This is a genomic window from Lysinibacillus sp. UBA6686 (assembly GCF_002455205.1).
Taxonomy (GTDB): Bacteria; Bacillota; Bacilli; order Bacillales_A; family Planococcaceae; genus Lysinibacillus; species Lysinibacillus pakistanensis.
In genome coordinates, this window is the sequence record NZ_DKJS01000073.1 from 499 (window position 1) to 19,928 (window position 19,430).

Annotated in this window: 19 protein-coding genes; 4 read left to right on the forward strand and 15 right to left on the reverse strand. The window is 36.7% G+C overall.

Features of this window, described 5'->3' with window-relative positions:
• Positions 1–70: 70 nt before the first annotated feature.
• The 6 genes from B2R82_RS18930 to B2R82_RS18955 all read right to left on the reverse strand — a co-directional run bounded on the left by B2R82_RS18930 (position 71) and on the right by B2R82_RS18955 (position 7,488).
• Positions 71–829 carry an ABC transporter ATP-binding protein gene (locus B2R82_RS18930; protein WP_286926412.1) on the reverse strand — a complete coding sequence of 253 codons (759 nt, stop codon included), beginning with the start codon at positions 827–829 and terminating at the stop codon, positions 71–73.
• 3 nt (positions 830–832) lie between these two features.
• Positions 833–3,154: an ABC transporter permease gene (locus B2R82_RS18935; RefSeq protein ID WP_286926413.1), complete on the reverse strand. Its 2,322-nt coding sequence runs from the start codon at positions 3,152–3,154 to the stop codon at positions 833–835.
• A gap of 53 nt (positions 3,155–3,207) precedes the next feature.
• On the reverse strand, positions 3,208–3,852 hold the full coding sequence (locus B2R82_RS18940; protein ID WP_286926414.1) for a TetR/AcrR family transcriptional regulator: 645 nt from the start codon (positions 3,850–3,852) through the stop codon (positions 3,208–3,210).
• Between the two features lie 241 nt (positions 3,853–4,093).
• Positions 4,094–5,539, reverse strand: a complete 1,446-nt coding sequence (locus tag B2R82_RS18945) for a tetratricopeptide repeat-containing diguanylate cyclase (RefSeq protein ID WP_286926415.1) — start codon at positions 5,537–5,539, stop codon at positions 4,094–4,096.
• 244 nt (positions 5,540–5,783) lie between these two features.
• Positions 5,784–6,989, reverse strand: a complete 1,206-nt coding sequence (locus tag B2R82_RS18950; protein ID WP_286926416.1) for a hypothetical protein — start codon at positions 6,987–6,989, stop codon at positions 5,784–5,786.
• The gene (locus tag B2R82_RS18955) at positions 6,982–7,488 is read right to left on the reverse strand and encodes a sigma-70 family RNA polymerase sigma factor (RefSeq protein WP_283872017.1); all 507 of its coding nucleotides are present in this window, start codon (positions 7,486–7,488) and stop codon (positions 6,982–6,984) included. The genes B2R82_RS18950 and B2R82_RS18955 overlap by 8 nt, the downstream gene beginning before the upstream one ends.
• 115 nt (positions 7,489–7,603) lie before the next feature.
• Between B2R82_RS18955 and B2R82_RS18960 the strand changes: the two genes are divergently transcribed.
• Together B2R82_RS18960 and B2R82_RS18965 are read left to right on the forward strand one after the other, a co-directional pair.
• Positions 7,604–8,044 (forward strand): MerR family transcriptional regulator, encoded by a 441-nt coding sequence (locus tag B2R82_RS18960; RefSeq protein WP_286926417.1) that lies wholly within the window; start codon positions 7,604–7,606, stop codon positions 8,042–8,044.
• Positions 8,031–8,384, forward strand: coding sequence for a DUF4260 family protein (locus tag B2R82_RS18965; protein ID WP_286926418.1), 354 nt, complete (start codon positions 8,031–8,033; stop codon positions 8,382–8,384). Before B2R82_RS18960 ends, B2R82_RS18965 begins: the two co-directional genes overlap by 14 nt.
• Positions 8,385–8,834: 450 nt before the next feature.
• Here B2R82_RS18965 and B2R82_RS18970 read toward each other — a convergent pair whose 3' ends face one another.
• The 6 genes from B2R82_RS18970 to B2R82_RS18995 form a co-directional block, all read right to left on the reverse strand.
• A complete protein-coding gene (locus B2R82_RS18970) occupies positions 8,835–9,056 on the reverse strand; it encodes a hypothetical protein (RefSeq protein WP_054771675.1) in 222 nt (73 codons plus the stop codon).
• A 10-nt stretch (positions 9,057–9,066) separates the two neighbouring features.
• Positions 9,067–10,122: a LolA family protein gene (locus B2R82_RS18975; RefSeq protein ID WP_422655562.1), complete on the reverse strand. Its 1,056-nt coding sequence runs from the start codon at positions 10,120–10,122 to the stop codon at positions 9,067–9,069.
• A complete protein-coding gene (locus tag B2R82_RS18980; RefSeq protein WP_286926420.1) occupies positions 10,122–11,567 on the reverse strand; it encodes a HAMP domain-containing sensor histidine kinase in 1,446 nt (481 codons plus the stop codon). Before B2R82_RS18980 ends, B2R82_RS18975 begins: the two co-directional genes overlap by 1 nt.
• Complete coding sequence (locus B2R82_RS18985) at positions 11,564–12,262, reverse strand: response regulator transcription factor (RefSeq protein ID WP_286926421.1); 699 nt, start codon at positions 12,260–12,262, stop codon at positions 11,564–11,566. Before B2R82_RS18985 ends, B2R82_RS18980 begins: the two co-directional genes overlap by 4 nt.
• A 244-nt stretch (positions 12,263–12,506) precedes the next feature.
• Entirely contained in the window at positions 12,507–13,523 is a 1,017-nt protein-coding gene (locus B2R82_RS18990) for an inorganic phosphate transporter (RefSeq protein WP_286926422.1), read from the reverse strand.
• A 15-nt stretch (positions 13,524–13,538) separates the two neighbouring features.
• The gene (locus B2R82_RS18995; protein WP_286926423.1) at positions 13,539–14,159 is read right to left on the reverse strand and encodes a DUF47 domain-containing protein; all 621 of its coding nucleotides are present in this window, start codon (positions 14,157–14,159) and stop codon (positions 13,539–13,541) included.
• A 387-nt stretch (positions 14,160–14,546) separates the two neighbouring features.
• Here B2R82_RS18995 and B2R82_RS19000 point away from each other — a divergent pair, with 387 nt between their 5' ends.
• Together B2R82_RS19000 and nhaC are read left to right on the forward strand one after the other, a co-directional pair.
• Positions 14,547–15,311 carry a sulfite exporter TauE/SafE family protein gene (locus B2R82_RS19000; RefSeq protein ID WP_286926424.1) on the forward strand — a complete coding sequence of 255 codons (765 nt, stop codon included), beginning with the start codon at positions 14,547–14,549 and terminating at the stop codon, positions 15,309–15,311.
• A 149-nt stretch (positions 15,312–15,460) separates the two neighbouring features.
• Positions 15,461–16,843, forward strand: coding sequence for a Na+/H+ antiporter NhaC (nhaC, locus tag B2R82_RS19005; RefSeq protein WP_286926425.1), 1,383 nt, complete (start codon positions 15,461–15,463; stop codon positions 16,841–16,843).
• A 104-nt stretch (positions 16,844–16,947) separates the two neighbouring features.
• On the opposite strand, the gene B2R82_RS19010 is transcribed toward nhaC, so the two are convergent.
• The 3 genes from B2R82_RS19010 to ytaF form a co-directional block, all read right to left on the reverse strand.
• Positions 16,948–17,898: an LCP family protein gene (locus B2R82_RS19010; RefSeq protein ID WP_286926426.1), complete on the reverse strand. Its 951-nt coding sequence runs from the start codon at positions 17,896–17,898 to the stop codon at positions 16,948–16,950.
• Positions 17,899–17,928: 30 nt separating this feature from the next.
• Positions 17,929–18,573 carry a helix-turn-helix domain-containing protein gene (locus tag B2R82_RS19015; RefSeq protein WP_286926427.1) on the reverse strand — a complete coding sequence of 215 codons (645 nt, stop codon included), beginning with the start codon at positions 18,571–18,573 and terminating at the stop codon, positions 17,929–17,931.
• A gap of 94 nt (positions 18,574–18,667) precedes the next feature.
• The gene (ytaF, locus tag B2R82_RS19020; protein WP_286926428.1) at positions 18,668–19,288 is read right to left on the reverse strand and encodes a sporulation membrane protein YtaF; all 621 of its coding nucleotides are present in this window, start codon (positions 19,286–19,288) and stop codon (positions 18,668–18,670) included.
• Between the last annotated feature and the right edge of the window lie 142 nt (positions 19,289–19,430).

Consider the following 19,430-nt stretch of genomic DNA (forward strand, 5'->3'; position numbering starts at 1 on the left):
AGTTTTTCAACACTATGAACCCGTAATGATTCATTACGGGTTCGTCACATTTGAGGGTCTAATAAAATAATTAGATTCCTATTTCTCGCATTTTTGCTGTCACTTTATTCGTTCTATCATCCATATTTGTGTTAGTGAACTTTTCTAGGTGCATCTCACTCACAATCATTCCATCACGCATAAACAGGATTCGCTCTGTTCTAGCAGCAACCTTTGGGTCATGCGTCACAAGCATAACAGCAGTTCCTTCTGCATTTATTTCAGAAATAATGTTCATGATTTCCTGTGCAGATTTGGAGTTAAGAGCCCCTGTTGGTTCATCACCGAAGATGATGGTTGGATTACTCATTAGCGCACGGCATATGCCTGCTCTTTGAAGCTGCCCGCCTGAAACCTGTGTAATATCACGTTTTTCCAATTCTGCAATTCCAACTCTTGTCATTATAGCTTTAGCTTGTTTGATAATATCCTCACCGTTTTTTCGATTATCTCGCATGGAAGGTAGAATAATATTATCTAGAATATTTAAATTTTTGAGCAAAGTTGGCTGCTGAAAAATAAAACCCATTTTTGTTCTACGTATGTCAGCAAGCTCCTTGTCATTAAATACTGATAAATCACTGCCATTAAAGGTAACCTTCCCGCTATCAATATAATCCATACCGCTTAGTGCATACAACAATGTTGATTTTCCTGACCCTGATGGTCCCATGATTGAAACGAATTCACCCTCATTTATGTCAACAGAAACATCCTTAAGAACAGGATGTCTTTCATTCCCGACACTAAAAGATTTCATGATCTTTTCAGCAATAATAATCTTCTGCATAGTCTACTCCTTTATATTATCAGTTATTTTTATCTGACCTGCGCTAGCTGTACTGATAACCGTTGCTACTAGGACAGTACACCCCATCACCAATGGACATAATACATAGGCAGAAAGTGGATTGACAACGAATGTAAACGATGATGCTCCAAATGAAGCAATGACTGCACTTGCAAGTAGCTCACCAAGCGTATTAGCTAAAAGTGTTCCTAGGACAATACCTACAATGAGAACAAATAATGAACGGGCCACATATTGGATGGTTATATCCGTATTTGTAAAGCCCAAAGACTTCATAATAGCGATCGAGTATCTGTCTTTTGCAATCAGCATTTTCATAAATAAGAATGTCACTAAGATCGATAAAATTAAGGCTATGATAACTGACAAAGAGGACGCCTTTCCAATAGAGCCTATTGTTGAACCAAACGTCTGTTTAATATAATCGTCAATGCCCGAAATCTTTGCAAATTGAAAGCTTTCTGTATACTCAGAGATTTTCGCATCAATCAATGTTTTATCATTAAGCTCAATATAAATAACACTCCACATCGTATCTGCCTGTATGTTAGTGAAAGCCGCCTTTGCGGTTTTACCACCGTTCGTAATATCTGAATAGGTTCCAGATACGTTGAGGTTTCTCTCCTTCCCATCGACTAACAGTGTCATGTGATCTCCAACTTTTTTTCCTAATTCCTCAGCGTTCATGACTGACAGCGCAATTTCATCTTGTGAAACAGGTGCCTTCCCTTCTGCATACCTAAGCGGGAAAATCGAGTGGTCACCAAGCTCAATTTTTATACTTTCCTCAGAGCCATTGGTTGTCTTCACATTGAAAGTTTTGGTCGAAAGCACAGCATATGTAGAAATTGCGCTGTCCTCGGCCAATGCTGCTACAATTTCCGCAGCTTTTTTCGGAATATTGTCTGTCTGCTGAATATCAATACGCAAATCACTGCTCCCTACTCCCATATAGGTGATGAAGCTTTTAGAGGAAATCGTATTGTATAGATTTTGTGGAACGATGATGATGAATGTTGACATTATAAGTACCGCAAGCATAGTCATGTAAAGACTTTTTCTAGAAAGCACATCCTTTATCCCTAAAAATAGATTCGTATTTAGTAGTCTATTTTTGCTCAGATAAAAGCCCTTTGCGCCAGAGGATTTTCCATGTGAAAAACCAAAACGTAGAGCCTCCACTGCAGAGATTTTTCGAAAACGTCTCAGTACATAACTCACATAGGCTATCATTACAAAAAACACAAGAAATACGCCAATTACTCCAACTAATAAAGCCAAAAATCTATTTTCATTCACTCCCATATAAAGCCTTATGTTTTCAAGAAGCATACCCTTGAAAATAAAGGTCAGAGCAAATCCAAGTAAACAACCAACTGCTGCAATCACTGCGTATTTTGCGAGATAAATCTTTTTAATATCTGAAGCACGTAGCCCTATGGCTTTCATAACGCCTATTTCTCGGTAATCATCCTCAATTTTTGCAAGAAGCGTAAATCGTATACACATAAATGTGATGGTTACGACAAGAACACTTATTAGAAGTATGACTGCTATCATTAGACCATCAGAAATGGCATTCAACATTTTGAAAAGTGGATATGTAATTGTTGGACCATTTGCTTCAAGCCCTGCGGAAGTGTATGCCGTTTCAAAGGTGCCTATCTCAGACATATCCTTTAATCTAAACTCAATTAAATATTCTGTACTTCCGAAACTCTTAATTGCTGTATAATCATGCTCACTCACCAAAAACCTCTTTGATGAGGCCAGTAACGAATTCATCTGTGAATCACGAAGAAATCCTGCAACGATGAATTTCTTCTTATTGTCTAGAACAATCGTATCCCCAATGTTTGCCGTTCCATCCTTCATATAGCCTACTGGCACATATATCTCTCCATCTGCAACCTTTATCACCTGTCCGTCAAGATCCAGGAGATAATCAAATTTTTCACTTTGGGTCGTGAAGCCATTGTCCTGAACATTGCCTACAAGCGATTTTCCGTCAATAACGATATGTGCTCCATCTACATTAAGAAATTCAAGCACCTGAAATTCTTCGACATTGCTATTATTGTTAGCGAAGTTCTCCAATCGATCAGAATTAATATCGCCTGAATGCATTTGCAGGAAATGCGGCGTTTTCGATTGCTTCATAAGCGTATCTATCGCACCTGAAAGATTCACCATTAATATGGCTGAAAGGGAAACAAGCAATGCCGCAGCAGTCACAAATATGATTGTAGTCAATGATATTAACTTGCTTTTTGCCATATCATTACGGATAATTCTGTAATACATATGTCACCTCTTTTATTTGATTTACAGAAGAATGCCCTGCGCAAAAGAAACTATTATTCACTGTTTTCATTTCCATTGGCAAACATCCTCATCATATACATGAGACTTCCATTTTCAACACCCAGCAGTCTTTCTACATTGAATACTAACGCCACTATTCGTGAAGTGCGTTCTTCATCTGTTAAATGAACCATATCATCATCAAAAACCGTATTCGTATAGGCCACTATCATTTCCATGCATTCGTACGGATATTGTGTGTTAAATAATCCCTGCTCAATGCCTTCACGAATGATATCCGCCAGAATAGATGGCACATTGTTGAGAATGATTTTTTGAATTTTTTGGTGCATCAACGCATTCTGAGGTTTGTGTATATGCTCCATGATTTCCTTACCGTTTCCCCCGCTAATATTCAAAGCCATTACAACTCGAATCATTCGCTCATTAACTGGAATACTTTTATTGGCGCCAATTTCTTTTGCCGCCTCTAAAATCGTGTCTGTCATTCGATCAATTAATGCGTCCATAATATCCTCTTTTGACTTAAAGTGATAATACAGTGTTCCTCGTGCAATTCCGACCTTCTCAAGAATATCGTTTGTACTAGTACCATCAAAGCCCTTCTGGTTAAATAGCTCCTCTGCTGCATCAAGAATTTCATTTCTACGTTCTTGTGCTTTTTTTATCGTTCTCATGAAATAACCCCTTTCAATAGACCGACTGTCTGTCTATTTAATTTCATAGTAGCATACAACTGATTTCATTGGCAATATCTTCTTTAGAGAAATTAGAAAACAATTTTTAAAAAGGCGTTTCATTGCATTTAGACAATAAAAAAATCTGTAAGCTCTCAGCGTGTAACCCGTGAAAACAAACAGATTTTAACTTTATAGACAGCGCTTACATTCAAGCTTTCAAAAAAACACCTTATTTTTATCAATCATTTCCAATATCAATATGTTGTTTAAAAACAGTAATTTGATTGCGACCATTGCGTTTTGAGGCATAGAGGGCGGAATCAGCCTGATGAATAAGCTCATCGACTTTTGTTACCTGTCCCTTGTTATTTGTGCTCACACCAATACTAAACGCTAAATGAATCGCTTCATCTTTTATGACTAAAGATAAAGATGCTAATTTTTTATAGAGATTTTCCGCCAATGTTTGGGCAGATTCCCCAACCTTTATTTGACTAAGAACAATAAACTCATCTCCTCCAAAACGTGCAACGATTGATTCAAAGGGTTGGAAAAATTCCTTTAATGTAGTAGCTGTAATCGTTAATGCATCATCACCAAACAAATGACCATTCCTATCATTAATGGCTTTAAAATGATCTAGATCAACCATCATTAATGCTAATTGCTGTTTTTTAGTTGCAGCTTTCTGCACCATCTTTTCTGCGTTCTCATCAAAATAACGTCGATTATAGATATTCGTTAATGGGTCAATATAAGAGGATTTTTCTAGTTGCTTTTTCTCGTCATTATACTCCATTTCAAATAACACATGTGTATAATTTTCCCGTTGAATTTCTAGCAAAATATTAATATATTCCTTCTGAATCGCACACAATATTACCTTATTCCCCTGTTCCTCAATTAGCTTCACTAAAGAATCGTAAATGGATTGTAGCAAAGCAAGATCATTATTTTGGAGGGCATAGTGCTTTGATTTTTGATATAAATCGATGGCCTCTCCAATACGACCCTGTTTTTCATAAAGTAAAGCATTGGCATTCATAATCTCCAACTGAACTTTGGAATACGGAGGTTTCTGAATAGTCGCGAGTAGCTCTTGTAAGACTTCATGTGCTTTTTCAAATTCTTCTAGCCAAATTTGCGCAACGGCTAAGTTTATTTTAGGATGGATAATTCCTGTATATGGATTATCATGCTTTGTCTCAAAAGCATTTGCATAATATAAACTCTTTAATGCGAATTCTTTTGCTGTTTGATAGCTTCCTAAGGCAATTTCTAAATCACTTAGATTATTATAAATTTTTCCCATGCTTTCTACATGTTGAATGCGTTCAGCAATTTTAAGTCCCTTTAGCATAAGCTCCTCAGATTTTTTTAAATGACCAAATGTTCCCCAATAAATGGCCGCTAAAATATAATAGTGAATTACATCAATGTCATTGCCGTATTGAAAGGTTAATTCACGATATTGCTCAAGCACACTGATGGAAATCTGCAAATCACCTGTTTGAAAATAGCTGGCACAGCGATACCGTAATAAAAGGATTGCTTTATCATACATCTCTATCATAATAGCACTTTCGATTGCGGCACTACTTAATTCGATATATTCTAAAAAGCGATTCGCATTATATAATTCATTTAGCGAAATCCATAGTTCTTCAAACTCCTGTGTATTCATACCGCCCCTCCTCATTTTAACCCCTTACACCTTTAATACTACCCCGCTTAATAAAATATTACAATTCTTTGGACTCATTTATTTTCAAATTAATGAGTAATTTAACCCAAATAAAAATCAAACTGAATATATCCTCCTAAAAATTATTTAACCTAAATAAAATCCTTTGAGCCTACTAATGATATCAGTACACAAAACTATAATTTTCTGCCAATAAAAAAACAAGCCTCGTTTTAGAGACTTGCTACGATTCCTGTAAACCTAATATTGCCTTTAATTGCTCCGATCTTTTCTGATTAAGATGGATAGTACCAGATTCCACTTTTTGAAGATAAAGTGTTTGGCCATAGCTGAACCAAACATCAACTCTTACTCCCTCTAGCATAAAAGAATACGCTGGAGGATGATTCATCTTTTTATAATTATCTGGCGGCTGCCAATCTGTTTGCTGGAAAAATTGAATGATTTCCTGTTCATTTTGAATAGTAAGCTTCTTCGTTACAGTAGGCTCAATCCATTCAATACTGTTTAAAAAGCCATTTGTAACCTCTACACCATTTTCTTCGTATGACATACTTCCTGGTGATTCTAATGAAATGTAATCTCCTACCTTAACAGGAGAATCATCCAAGATTGGATACCATGTTGCATTATTATATTTCTTCATAATTTGTTCCTCCGACAGCTTTGTCAGATCCTCAGGAATGGCACCCTCCACAAATAAAAAAGCATTATCCTCTATTTTAATGACTGTTCCTACGTAAATAGAGCCTTGTGAGTGTGTATGATTGACGATGCCCATTTTTTCCTGAAACGCTATTGATTGTTCAGCAAAATGGGTTTGAAAATAACGAAGGGCGTCCCTTGCAGCGATTTGATCGGCTGCTCTAGCTAAGGTTGGATATTTTTTTTCATAAAATGCATTCATCTCTTTTCTCGCTGCATAAAACGGTATCATGGGCTCAATATACGTCTTAAAATATTGTTTTATCCCTAGCCCCTGAAAAAGCTCCACATATTGAGGAGAATCTTGTAGCATGACAAGCTCGTCATAGCGTACCTTTTTTTCCGCCTCTAACTCTTCCTTAGTAGATGTTATGCCTAATGATTTTGCAAAATAATAATAGGCAACTAGCTGCTCATATTTTTGATAGGCCTCTCTCTTAGAAAATTCCTCACCTTGTTCTGGCCACATCAAATATACAACATGTTCAAAGTGCTCAAACTGCTTCTCGTTAAACATCTGTGTTGCCTGCTGCGTATCCTTATTTAACAGCTGCACCATCACAAATCCTGCTAAGCATAAAGTCACAACTGAAGTTAATAGTGCGAAACGAATGGGCTTTTTTTGTTTGGTAGGCTGCTGTCTTAGGATGCGTTTTTTGATACGCTCCTTACTCGTTGACATTTCACCGGCTACCTTTACTAATTCCTTTTGCCATTCATTCATGCCCAAGCACCTCCCATTCTTCCTGCTTTAAATGTGGCTTCAGGGCTTCCCTTGCCCTTTTCAGCCTTGTTTTCACAGTATTTTCTACAATCCCTAGAACCTGTGCTATTTCAGCAATCTTCATTTCTTCATAATAGTACAGAATGATGGGCTCTCTATAGGATAACGGTAGTTTTAAGATAGCTGCCCCTATATGTGATCTTTCCTCCGCTTCAATCAGCTCATCGCGCTGTTTTTTTGCCTGCACTGGAAGAATCTTTTCCTGAAAAATTAGTTTTTTATAATGCCAGCTTTTTAAATAATCCTTACTTTTATTAATGGTTAATGTGGATAAATATGCTCGAAGCTGCCCACGCTCCTCATAGTCATGCTGTGAAAATTTGATAAAGGTCTCCTGTACAATGTCCTCTGCAACATGCCTATTTTTCACGTAGAAATAGGCGAGACGAAGTAAATGCTCTGCATGTTCATCGATTATTTTTTCAAGTATGCCGTTCACCTCCCCCTCTTACACTATAAACGACTGCCAATTAATGACCGTTTCACTTTCTTATTAATATTTTCTTGACCTTGGAGTGCACTCCAATGTTAGGATAAATTCAGGAGGTAGTTAGATGAAAATTAAACAATTTGCTGAGAAATATCAATTAACAACCGATACAGTGCGCTACTACGAGAAGGAAGGGCTACTGTATCCACATAAACTAGACAATGGCTATCGTGTGTATGATGATACTTGTGAAAATACGATTAAATTAATCCTAGTATTAAGACAGCTTGGCTTTACATTACAAGAAATCAAGCAATTACTCATGCTTGAACAAAAGCCTGTTTCTGAATCTTGCAATCAAGAAACCGTACAGTTATTCTCTACAAAAATCGCTCATATTGAACAGCAATTATTGTTTTATCAGCAAGCACTCCAATCCTTACAGCTTGCGAAGACCTTGATGGCTGATGGAAAGTATGCAGAAAATCAAGTGGTAATCGCCTCGCTCATTGAAGATTTGTATAAAAAATTACAGGAAGGTCGTGGTCATTATGAAACTACGTAGAATCATTTCTCTTGAATATTTACTAGCATTTTTAATCAGTCTATTTTTCTATTGGCAGTTTGACTTTTCACTATTCTATTTTTTCTTATTTTTATTGCTTCCTGATCTTAGTATGCTCGGCTATACTGTCAACACTAAAGTTGGGGCTTTATTTTACAATTTAGGTCATAGCTTAATATTGCCAACTATTCTAATGATGATTGGCTTTGGCATGATGTCTACACTACCTCTAATGGCATCGATTATTTGGCTAGCCCATATCTTTTTAGATCGTGCGCTTGGCTATGGCTTAAAATATGATGAAGGCTTTAAGAAAACACATTTACAGCAAATAGCTTAAAATCAATTTCACCTTGGCATAATTGAAGCTGCCGCTTTGCTTTCCAAACAAAAAACATTTGCTGAAAGAAAATAAAAAATCCACTTTAAAAAACGTGGATTTTTTAGCCTTTTTGACAGTACATGTAAACCTTTTTAAGATTAGCATGGTAAAATTCCCCTAGCGATACTATTGTATGGATATTCATATGCTGCACTTGCATGAAAATGGATAAAAAGCGACAAGATTGTAGCATCGCTAAATACCTAGGAAAGCTATTTTTTCTTCTGGATATCGCATGGTAAATATATCCCCCACCTAAACAATTTAATTTTTTGGAACCTCGGCTTTGCAAACATCGTAAAAACACTATCACTAGGATGTAAAGCATTCACAATCCTCCCAAGCGATTTTTACCTTTTACATTAAAATAAAAATCCACTCTATAACAGAATGGATTTTCAAAATTTATTAAATAAATCGCTTAAACAGCGTTTCATATAAGGCTACAATTAATATGCCACCCAATACAGGCAGGAGAGAGCTAAAGCTGAAATAAAACCCCTCCTCATTGAAGTCACCAAAGAAATGAAATTGCAGCCATGACACATCATATGTTTCACCTACACCATATAAAAAAACTGTGCTAAATAAGAACAATGCGAGACATTTTATACACTCATTGCGCTTCATACCTTTCACCTCATTTATTGATGGTCATTTGATTGGCATAGGCGACTAAGTCTTCTTTTGTTAGCTCTGGATTTTCTCTAATGATATTGTATTGGTAGCCATTTTCCTGCCAGCTAATCGTTAAAAATTCGCCTAACTCCATGTAGGTACCTTGCTGCCCACGCACCTCAATCGGTTTCTCATCTTGAATGCCACCAAACTCCGTATAACTTTCTGTCATTTTAAACACTGAAACTGAGAAAGCAGGCTGTTCATCTTTCTGATAATCAAATGAAAACTCTGGACGTTCCTCCACCTTCATATCCTGAATTGTCGTTAATGCAATACCATTTTCTTCTGGGATCATTAGAAATTCACCAAGCTGCTCTTTCACTACATCTAGTGTTACTGCCTCAGGTTCCTGTGTCGTTATTTCTTCTATTTCAACATCATCTGGAACATCCACTGTAAATTGCGTGTCATCGATTTTCGCATTAACATCAATTTTGGTATACTCCACAGTCAATTTACTTCCTGCACTATTTGTTACGGTTTTTAATGGTAGCCATGTTTTTTTATCAATCCATACTTCCATGTCACCAGTTAGTGTATCTTCCTTTTTTACTTTTGCTACCACTTTGTACGTATCTCTACCTGCAATTTTCTCTTCGCTGGCAATCTTCACATCATGTGTATCCTTCACCNNTTTCGCCTGATCTCTCGGTGATTGTAGACTGTCCAAGTCACCCTCTGTATATTTCATCTTCTGTGCTGTTTTTTCAACAACATCATACATCATAATTTCAGAACCGTTATTGATAGAAATGACATGTTCTCCATTTTCAGTTGTCATATCAATACGTCGTTTACCCTCCTTAGACCACTCCTTGACATGAGCTGTTCCACCTGCCTCGCCCAAATCCATTGTAAATTCGCCGTAAAAAGTAAGTGGTTCTTTCGTTTCCTGTAACGCTTGATCAATAATTTCCTGTGGTGAATACGATGCCTCCGTATTACAACCTACTAAGCTAAATGTTAGTGCGGCAACTAAACCTGCTGCACGTAAAGTTTTTTTCCAATTCATCATCAATTCTCTCCTTTAAATGGCGGAATCCAGCATAGTACAGCTGTTCCAAAGCCTTCTTTTGATACAAGCTCAATTGTTCCACCGTGTTTTTCTATGATTTGTTTCGCAATATTTAAGCCAAGCCCTGTACCACGGTCTCCTGCCTTTGTTCGTGCCGTATCTGCCTGGTACATTGGCTCAAATAATTTCTCAATCTCCTCTTTATTAATCCCTTGACCGCTATTTTGTACAATCACATAGCACCCTTCCTGCTTTGTTAGGACAGATTTTACAAAATCAAAGCACCATGTAGGACACTTCTCAGCATTTACGGCTGCTAAACCTATTGTGGTCCCTACTTTCCCATAGCGCCAGGCATTACTCATTAAATTATCGATTACCCGCTGAAGCTGCTTAGGATGCACAGCATATTGACCATCTACTTGACAATGAACATCAAGCGTAAAGCCCTGATCCTCACAAAGTGGTTCGTAATCTGACAAGACCATCTCAAAAAACTCTGCCCCATCAACCGTCACTAGTTCTAAATCATAGCTTGAAGATTGAAGTAATGTATACATCATCAAATCCTCCAACATATGCTTCATCATGTCAGCCTTTGTTAAAATAATCTCTCGATATTCATACTGCTGCTTTTCTGATAGGGTTTTATTTTGCAAAGACTCTGCATATGCCTGAATGGAGGTAAGTGGTGTTTTTAAATCATGTGAAATACTAGCTATCATAAGCTCCTTCTGCTGTTGTTCAGTTTTTAAGTGAGTGCGTGCCCGTTCAATTTCGTTCTGCATCGTAAGAAAGGCTTGCGCAAGTTCACCGATTTCATCTTTTCTAATCCCTAAGTCTGATGTCACCTGCTCTCCCTTAGCAAAGGCACGCATTTGTCTCATTAGTTCTTTTAGCGGACGATTTAATTTTTGATGCAGTAGCAACATAGCTGCCACGTATATTAGAAGAAACAGTACTATTGAGCCAGCTAGGACAAACCAAGAGCGATTCTGTACACCTTGTACCCAGTCCGTTCTTACTAAATGAATTTCATAAATACCGAGCAGTTCTCCTTTTTGATAAACAGGTTCTTTATACGTAAAGGCGTTATACTTTTGTTTTAATTCGTATAAATCTTTAAACATTTGTTCTTTTGCAGCAAATCCCGAAGTTATTGGATTTGAGGAATACAAAACAATGCCTGTTTTCGAGTAAAGTGTTATCGCAAGCTGATCATTTGTTAATGCTGCTACATCTTTCATATCAGCATTTTTTTTATAGTACTTCGAGTTATTGAGCACAGATTTAATATGATTCAACTCTGTCCACTTTTCAAAATACTCAGTAAAGTTTTTATCTTGATAATAGCCGTTAATCCATACATAAAGGCTATATGCACCTGTGACTGGTAAAATCATTACGAGGAAGAAGGTAATGAGTAGCCAAGTTTTAATTTTCATAATGGTTCACCAATAAAGCGATACCCCTTACCCCATACTGTTTGAATATAATGAGGCGTTTTTACTGGATCTTTAAGCTTTTCACGCAATTCCTTAACATGGACCGTCACAGTATGCGTCTCATCTACACTCGCTTGTTGCCAAATATGCTGATAAAGTTCCTCCTTTGAAAAGGTTTGACCTGGATTTTTGGCAAGCAGCTTGAGCAGGGCAAACTCCTTTTGTGTCAATGTCAATTCCTCATTATGGAGACACGCTGTTTCTGTTTGCCAATCAATTTTCAAACCATGAGAAAAGGTATTTATATCCTCCACTACCTCTTTTTTGTTATAACGTTTCCAGCGACGTAGATGTGAGGCAACCCGTGCTTTTAATTCCTCTAAGCTAAAGGGCTTTGCAATATAATCATCAGCTCCCTGCAAGCCTTCCACCTTATCTGCCTCTTCGTTACGCGCACTCATCATTAAAATAGGCACTTCGCTTTCCCAGCGAATATTTTGGCACACCGTAAGCCCATCCATTTCAGGTAACATCCAGTCAACGAGCACTAAATCGAATGAATCACTTTGAAAATCAGCAATTCCCTCAAGCCCTGTAGTTGCCCAAGTAATTTGATAGCCCTCCTGCTCAAGCGTATCCTTTACAATACGTCCAATCGCCGTATCATCCTCAATTAGTAATAGCTTTTCTCTCATCTGTTTTCCTCCTGTAATAACCTTACTATGTAAATGGCTTAACTTTTTAAACTTTATACTTTCTTTATAATTACCATAAATCGATTTTCACGTTTCCACAAGGGTACAATACTTTAGCTTTCTATCCGTCAGTTTCATCTCTCTATCCATCAATTTGAAGTTTCTATCCGTCACTTTAATGGTTCTATCCATCCAATCAAAACAAAAAAAGAATGCACCCAAATTGTGCATTCTCTCATTCTTATTAGAAAAATAAACTTAAGATAAAGTAAATAGCTCCAGCCATCACCGCAGAAATCGGCATTGTGATGACCCATGTTGTCACGATTTTACGTGCCATGCCCCATTTTACACCCTTTACACGATGTGCTGTTCCAACTCCCATGATAGATGAAGAAATCACATGTGTTGTTGATACGGGTAAATGAATTAATGTCGCCCCAAAGATAATCGATGCAGAAGCTAAATCTGCTGCCACACCATTCACTGGACGAATTTTCATAATCTTTCCACCAACTGTTTTGATGATTTTATAACCACCTACAGAAGTACCAAGACCCATTGCACATGCCGCTGCGAAACGTACCCAGAAAGGAATATCATCGCCCTGATGCAAACCACCCGCAATTAAAGCGAGCGTAATAATTCCCATCGCCTTTTGGGCATCGTTTGTACCATGTGTAAATGATTGTAGAGCGGCAGTACCAATTTGCATTGTTCGAAAACCTTTATTCGTGCGATATAGATTCATATCCTTAAAGAGTACTTTTAATAAGGTCATCATCAAGAAACCTGCTGCAAACGCAAGCAATGGTGAAAAAATAAGTGCTTGAATAATTTTAATAAAGCCTGCATAGTTCAAAACATCAAATCCTGCTGCAGCAATCGCTGCTCCTGCAACAGATCCAATTAATGTATGAGAAGAACTCGATGGAATGCCAAAATACCATGTTAGCAAATTCCACGTAATAGCAGATAATAAGGCTGCTAAAATCACAACAGAGCCAGTAATATCACCATCATAGGCATTTAAGCTAAACGGGTCCACAATATCTTTTGTGAGTGCTTTGGCAACCCCAACAAAAGTAATTGCTCCAACGAAGTTCATTACCGCAGCCATATATACTGCTGTCCGCGGCTTTAAAGCCCTTGTTGATACAGAAGTTGCAATCGCGTTGGCTGTATCATGGAAGCCGTTAATAAAATCGAACACAAGTGCGAATAAAACGACTAATATTGTTATTAGTAATATTGTATCCATTTCCTACACTCCATCTTACGCGTTGCGCATAATTATTGTCTCAATTGTGTTTGCTACTGTTTGACAGCTATCTGCTATATCTTCAAATTGCTCATAGATATCTTTAAACACGATGATACGCATTGGATCTTTTTCTTGAATAAATAATTGCTTCATGGAAGAACGGAAAATTTCATCGCATTCACGCTCATAGTCCTTAATTTGAATAGCATGTTTACGCATTTCAACAAGTTTCTTACTATTTAAAAGCTCCATCGCTTGTACCATTTCATCTGTACTTTTTGCAATATATGTGAGGAATTGACGCATCGGCTCTGTTACTTCTGTTAAATTATACATATTAAAATGAGCAATACAGCCCTCCATGCCATCTATTACATCATCCAATTTATTAGCAAGTGCTAAAATGTCTTCACGTTCAATAGGTGTCATAAATGATTTATTTAGCATCACAATAAGCTCATGAATTAATTTATCGCCACTTGTTTCATATTGCTTCATAGTATCTGCAATTTCTTTTAGCGCATCTATATCTTGAATACGTGCATTATGTGCAAAGTAAATACCTTCATTGATATTTTTTGAGATATTCAATAATGCCTTAAAAAATGGATCTTGCTTGTTTGAGTTGAACATGATGTTCCTCCTGTTGAATAAATTGTCGATTTCTGCAATCATCATAACAAAACTTTTACACAATTCTACATATTTTTAAACATAAACGAGTTGAATTTACAAAAATGTAATATTAAAATTGCCACAATTCATTTCAAGCTCTTTTCCAAGTTGAAAACGTTGGAAATCGAATAATAAAAATACCCGTTTTTTCTTTAAATATTACCGTTTTTTCTTTTATTTTTAGAAAAATACTTGAAAAAACTTTTTTTCTTTCTATTTTTCTGAGCAGTCAATTGTTAAGGAATTGTAAACGTTATTTACATAGAATTTTGAAATTTCATTGTTATTTCAAATAATTCAAAGTACTCTTATAAGTACAATACAAGAAGGATGTGAATCATACATATGGACATCGATTTACTGTCACTTGCCATATTATTAGTACTTGGCTTTATCGCATCCTTTTTAAATGCGATTGTTGGTGGGGGAGGATTAATTTCCTTGCCTGCATTTATGGCTGTTGGGCTGCCACCCAGTACTGCTATCGCTACAAACAAACTTGCCAATACAATCAGCAATGGCACAAGCATGTTAACTTTTTTACGAGCTGGCAAGGTAGACTTAAAAAAAATCGGAAAGATCATCCCTTTCATCTTCATCGGCTCTTTAATTGGAGCCTATACAGTACATCTTGTATCTCCTACCATTTTAAAGCCCTTAATGATTGTTATGCTCGTCCTTGTGACCACTTATACAATTTTCAAAAAAGATTGGGGACAGCAGCCTGAGGAGAGAATATTAACAGCCACTAAAAAAATCGCTTTCATCGGTGCTTTTGCGGTCATTGGCTTTTATGATGGTTTCTTTGGACCTGGAACGGGTTCATTTTTTATTTTTATTTTATTAATGATGGGAAATGATTTCTTACAGGCTGCAGGCAATGCAAAAGCGTTTAATTTCATGTCAAATTTAGCAGCACTTATTATGTTTTTACTGTTAGGAGAAGTTAATTTTTTATACGGACTACCTGTTGGGTTTGTCATGATTTTTGGGGCCATCTTAGGTTCAAAATTTGCACTGAAACGCGGGACAAAAATGATGCGCTTTATTTTCATTATCATGACATGTACATTAATCCTTAAAAATGCTTGGGATTATTTTATTCAATAAAGTGATACGATTAAAGGTGTTTTAGAGGTAAAAATTAACATTCTATTTATATAGCAATTTTCCGTCAATTGACAAAATTAATTAGCGTGCTATAATTCTTTTGGGCTTCACCGCATTGAAGCGAAGAAGTAATTACTAGGAGGATTAGCATGTTTCGAATTGAAGCGAAGAGTAACCCTCGATTTATTGAGGCAGGCTTCATCATACTTTTCATTATCGCTATGATGGCATTTAGTATTGGGTATTTAAAAGCAACTCCCCATATCCCTATATTTTTGGTTATTTCACTTTTAATTGCCTATGGATTACTTAAAAAAGTTCCTTTTCACGAGCTTGAAGGCGGGATGATTGCGGGTGCAAGTGCAGGGCTAGGAGCTGTTTTCATCTTCTTCTTTATCGGTATTTTAATTTCAAGCTGGATGATGGGTGGCACTATTCCTACACTTATCTATTATGGCTTTTTAACCGTTTCACCTAGCTTTTTCTTTGCAATAGTCTTTTTAATTTGTAGCATTGTCGGCATATCTGTCGGAAGCTCATTAACAACCGTTGCCACAGTCGGCGTGGCATTTATGGGTATTGCTGGTGCAATGGACATCTCCTTAGCCATAACAGCTGGTGCAATTGTTTCAGGGGCTTTCTTTGGTGATAAAATGTCTCCCCTTTCAGATACAACTAATCTTGCCTCTGGTACAGTTGGCGTGGACCTTTTCGAGCATATTAAAAATATGGGCTGGACAACGATTCCTGCTTTCATTATTTCCATAGTTTTATATGCTATTTTATCCCCATCAGGTACAGACACATCATTTGATACAGTAGAGCAATTTAAACAAGGATTACTTGGAACAGGACTTATTCATTGGTATACACTATTGCCAATTGCTGTACTTATAATAATGACTTTTTATAAGGCGCCTGCACTAATTACGCTTGCAGTCGTTTCGATTCTCGGTGTAGGTCTTTCCTACATACAAGAACCAATTGCTCTTTCTACTATATTCAAAATGCTTTTTGAAGGCTATGTCTCTCAAACTGGTAATAAAGAAGTAGACGCATTGCTGACACGAGGTGGTATGAGCAGTATGCTATCAACTATTGCCTTAGTGTTACTAGCATTGACAATGGGCGGACTATTATTCACTTTAGGTATTATTCAAAGTATTCTAGCAAAGGTTGAGAACATCTTTAGAAGCGCTGGTTCCGTGATCACAGGTGCTGCCATTACAGGAGTAGGTATCAATACACTAATCGGTGAACAGTACCTTTCCATCTTATTGACAGGTGAGGCATTTAAAGCACAGTTTGCAAAGGTCGGGCTTGCACCCAAAAACCTTTCCCGTGTAATGGAGGATGCTGGTACAGTTGTCAATCCACTCGTCCCTTGGAGTGTTTGTGGCATATTCATTGCTAGTGTCCTTGATATATCTACAGTAACTTATCTCCCCTTCACCTTCTTCTGTTTACTAGGTCCTATTTTAACCATCATTTTTGGATGGAGTGGAAAAACATTAACAAAGCTTGAAAAATAAGATAGGTAGCTGATGCAAATTCATCAGCTACCTTTAAATTCTTTCATGATCTGTTCATAGGTATTGTTCTATAAAAGTTGAAATTCTGTGTTCAAGGGATTCTCTTATGATGAAACCACATAAGTCGTATCATTGTCCCCTGATGATAAAAATTCTTGTAATGCACCTTTGTTTTTATCTAAATCAATATCTAAAACTTCACCTACATTTACACGCTTATCTTCAAAAGAGCCTGCAATAGGAATGCGTAAAGTGTCCAAACCTTTAGATTCTCCTTTTACGATCCCTTTTCCAATTGTAAGAATTGTTTTATTTTCAACATTTGTATCGATGTAGGAATCTACAACGCCAAGTATTTTTGGTAAATTCATTAAGCTTGAAACACCGATTTGTTCTTTTACCTTAGTCAAAACTTCTTGCTGACGTTCCACCCGTCCAAAATCACTTAGACGATCGTGGCGGAATCGTACATAGCCTAAAAGCTCATTACCATGTAAAATTTGTTCTCCAGGCTTTAATGTCATGCCAATTCCATGAGACATTTCATATGGAATATCAACCTCAATCCCATCAGGTGCTAAAAGATCAATAATCTTAGGGAATCCCTTAAAATCCACTACAGCGTAGTAATTAACATCAAGATCAAAATTTTGCTTAATTGTTTTCCTTACAAGTTCAGGACCTCCAAAAGCAAAGGCAGCATTTATTTTATTCATTCCGTAATCTGGAATTTCGACATACGTATCCCGCATAATAGAAATAAGCTTAACATTATTGGTTGTTTGATCATAATGTGCAATCATTAATGTATCCGATCTACCATCCTCATCTCTTGCATCACTTCCTATTAATAGCACATTTATCTGACCAACTTGAACATCTGCACCTTCGAATGGGTCAAATGTCTTTCCGTCATATTTATAAGGACCATCGTCTGCCATTGCTAATCCACTATTGTATTGGTAAACCCAATAAACAATCCCTGCTGCGATTACTAATGCGAATGCTAAGAATAAATTTCTTAGCCATTTACGTCTCTTTTTACTTCTTCTCATAACTAAATCCACCTATCATTTATCTCTATATTATTTTTTTAGTAATGTCTTTGTAGTTAGTTGAACAGCTATTGCATCATCTAAATAACCAATTGGAAATAGATAATCTGGTAAAACATCTACAGGAATAATAAAATATAATAATGTACTTCCAATTATGGTAAGTTCAAAAAGTGTACCTTTCCCTGATAAGAATCTTTCATATAATTCTTTTAATTTGTTTATAAAAGGACCTACGCTTCCTACATTCTTAATTTTCTCATCAAAATCTTTAACAATCGTATTTTTCCCTTCCTCTGTTTGCGCAAATAGTCCATAGCTCTCTAGCTTCTGTTCAACCTGTGCCACCGAAAATTCATTATCATAAACATTAGAAGACTTAAGAAGAGCCTGTATTGCGTCAACAGATGTATGAATATCCGATTCAGATTTCTCCTGTCTTTGTTCAATGGGGTATCCAGCAGCTTCAAAAAGAGTAATTAAAGGAACTCCAAGGCAGTCAGCAAATTTTTCTAAATGCTGTGGGGTTGCGTTTCTCTTATTATTTATTATCCGTGAAATTGTAGCGGTATCAATACCAGTAAGTTCACTAAACTTTCGCATAGATAATGAACGTTCTTTCAAGAATTCTTTAAGCAATAAGCCAAGATTATTATTGTTTCTTGTCTCAGTCATTTCCAATTTACCTCCTTGCCTTTTCTACTGTGATTTTACAATATACCATTCTCAAGAAGTGTATTATTACGTTGACATTTTGTCAACACATTCGTTAAAAGAAAGCTAGAAATGCAATTATTAATAAAATCACACCGCTAATTATGGTTCCAAATTGCCCTACAGTAAATGTACCGACTCGAACATCAGCTACTTTACTTCCTAATTTGACCCCCATCCAAACCGTAATAAAACTTCCAAGAGCAGCAGTTATCGAAATGATAAGAGGAGAAAGACCCAGTAAACCGGCACCTACACCATTTGTTAATGCATTCGCCGATAAGGCAACACCGAGCAGTACAGATTCTCCCCAGCCAATCTCACCAGACTTTTTGAAATGGGCTTCCTCGGGATTTCTTAAAATATCTTGAACATTTTTAGGCTGCATTTCATTGTTACTATCCATTTCATTCTGTGGTTTTGCCAAAAGAATAATTCGAATTCCAATAATAAATAAAAGCAATGCACCTATGATAACAGGAAGCATACCTGGAAGAATGGTTGAGAGCCAAACGCCAAACGTAATGCCTCCCATACTCATAAGAAAACAAATAATCGCAATTAATAAATTTTTACCAAATGCAACATTTATTTTTCGAACCCCATAGGAAAGGCCTACACCTAAATTATCGATACTGGATGAAAAAGTAAAAGCCAAAATAATTAACCATTTCACTAAACCACATCCCTTATTTTTTTATATCATATTATTCACGTTGACAAATGTTGCTTAAATGTTGACAAAAAATCAACGATCATACAATGGAATAATCAATACTGTTCCAAAAAGGGGGTTCAACTTAGATATTCTGGTCACT

What these genes read in the sequence shown, in the direction of transcription:
- B2R82_RS18930 (WP_286926412.1), bottom strand. Translation starts at nt 829, where the DNA reads ATGCAGAAGATTATTATTGCTGAAAAGATCATGAAATCTTTTAGTGTC.
- B2R82_RS18935 (WP_286926413.1), bottom strand. Translation starts at nt 3,154, where the DNA reads ATGTATTACAGAATTATCCGTAATGATATGGCAAAAAGCAAGTTAATA.
- B2R82_RS18940 (WP_286926414.1), bottom strand. Translation starts at nt 3,852, where the DNA reads ATGAGAACGATAAAAAAAGCACAAGAACGTAGAAATGAAATTCTTGAT.
- B2R82_RS18945 (WP_286926415.1), bottom strand. Translation starts at nt 5,539, where the DNA reads ATGAATACACAGGAGTTTGAAGAACTATGGATTTCGCTAAATGAATTA.
- B2R82_RS18950 (WP_286926416.1), bottom strand. Translation starts at nt 6,989, where the DNA reads ATGAATGAATGGCAAAAGGAATTAGTAAAGGTAGCCGGTGAAATGTCA.
- B2R82_RS18960 (WP_286926417.1), top strand. Translation starts at nt 7,604, where the DNA reads ATGAAAATTAAACAATTTGCTGAGAAATATCAATTAACAACCGATACA.
- B2R82_RS18965 (WP_286926418.1), top strand. Translation starts at nt 8,031, where the DNA reads ATGAAACTACGTAGAATCATTTCTCTTGAATATTTACTAGCATTTTTA.
- B2R82_RS18970 (WP_054771675.1), bottom strand. Translation starts at nt 9,056, where the DNA reads ATGAAGCGCAATGAGTGTATAAAATGTCTCGCATTGTTCTTATTTAGC.
- B2R82_RS18980 (WP_286926420.1), bottom strand. Translation starts at nt 11,567, where the DNA reads ATGAAAATTAAAACTTGGCTACTCATTACCTTCTTCCTCGTAATGATT.
- B2R82_RS18985 (WP_286926421.1), bottom strand. Translation starts at nt 12,262, where the DNA reads ATGAGAGAAAAGCTATTACTAATTGAGGATGATACGGCGATTGGACGT.
- B2R82_RS18990 (WP_286926422.1), bottom strand. Translation starts at nt 13,523, where the DNA reads ATGGATACAATATTACTAATAACAATATTAGTCGTTTTATTCGCACTT.
- B2R82_RS18995 (WP_286926423.1), bottom strand. Translation starts at nt 14,159, where the DNA reads ATGTTCAACTCAAACAAGCAAGATCCATTTTTTAAGGCATTATTGAAT.
- B2R82_RS19000 (WP_286926424.1), top strand. Translation starts at nt 14,547, where the DNA reads ATGGACATCGATTTACTGTCACTTGCCATATTATTAGTACTTGGCTTT.
- nhaC (WP_286926425.1), top strand. Translation starts at nt 15,461, where the DNA reads ATGTTTCGAATTGAAGCGAAGAGTAACCCTCGATTTATTGAGGCAGGC.
- B2R82_RS19010 (WP_286926426.1), bottom strand. Translation starts at nt 17,898, where the DNA reads ATGAGAAGAAGTAAAAAGAGACGTAAATGGCTAAGAAATTTATTCTTA.
- B2R82_RS19015 (WP_286926427.1), bottom strand. Translation starts at nt 18,573, where the DNA reads ATGACTGAGACAAGAAACAATAATAATCTTGGCTTATTGCTTAAAGAA.